Source organism: Vibrio sp. 1978, assembly GCF_033344345.1.
Genome location: NZ_JAWPOP010000174.1, coordinates 1 through 1006, shown reverse-complemented (window position 1 = coordinate 1006; position 1006 = coordinate 1). Strand labels below are relative to the sequence as shown.

The window sequence follows — 1006 nt, the reverse complement described above, 5'->3', positions numbered from 1 at the left end:
TGTCACGCATCTGGTGTAAACGGCGCGCCAAAATCGGGCAATGCTGACGATTGGGCTCCGCGTATCGCGCAAGGCAAAGACGTGCTAGTGAAGCACGCGCTTGAAGGCTTTAACGCGATGCCTGCAAAAGGTACATGTATGGACTGATCTGATGATGAAATCATTGCAGCCATCGACCACATGATTGATGGCTTGTAATCCAGCCGCGACTCATCTGAAATAAGAAAGGCTTGCCAATCGGCAAGCCTTTTTGTTTGGAGTGAACTTGATTTACCGTGAGATCAAAGTGATCACTTCTTAAACATCGAGCGCAGGTTTGCAATGTGCGCCTGACCTTTCGCCATTCGTTCTTCTTGAGACACAGGCTTTTTGTTCACTTCCCATTCGACATCATCAAACGGCAGCTCATCCAAAAAACGACTTTGAGTCGGCTTGATCAACTCACCAAACTGGCGACGCTCTTTACACATGGTAAACGTCAGCTCTCGCTGTGCGCGGGTGATGCCTACGTACATCAAGCGTCGCTCTTCTTCGACGTTATCTTCATCAATACTGGTTTGATGCGGCAATATGCCCTCTTCCGAACCAATCAAATAAACGTAAGGAAACTCTAGACCTTTTGATGCGTGTAGTGTCATCAATTGAACGGCATCGCTGTCTTCGTCTTCTTCGCCGCGTTCCATCATGTCACGCAAGGTCAAACGTTGAACCACTTCTTTCAGCGTTTTCTCTTCTTGGTCGTAATTGTCACCTTCTAAGTCAGCCACAATCCAAGAGTAGAGATCCGAAACGTTCTTCATGCGCATTTCAGCGGCTTTCGGGCTGGCTGAGGTTTCGTACAGCCAATCTTCGTAATGAATGTCACGAACCAAGGAACGAACAGCTTCTACTGTGTTACCTCGCTCAGCTTGATCGGCAATCGCCACCAACCATTGTGTAAAGCGACGCAGATTTTCGAGACCACGCCCCGATAGGTGTTGTTCTAATCCCATTTCAAAGCTTGCTT

2 protein-coding genes are annotated in these 1006 nt (G+C 48.0%); one reads left to right on the top strand and one right to left on the bottom strand.

Annotation, left to right across the window (positions count from 1 at the left end; translation table 11 throughout):
- Positions 1–147, top strand: a 147-nt coding sequence (locus R8N49_RS25310; RefSeq protein WP_318190234.1) for a c-type cytochrome, incomplete at its 5' end; no start/stop codon positions are given.
- 143 nt (positions 148–290) lie between these two features.
- Here R8N49_RS25310 and R8N49_RS25305 read toward each other — a convergent pair.
- A partial coding sequence (locus tag R8N49_RS25305; RefSeq protein WP_318190233.1) for a 3'-5' exonuclease occupies positions 291–1006 on the bottom strand: 716 nt, incomplete at its 5' end.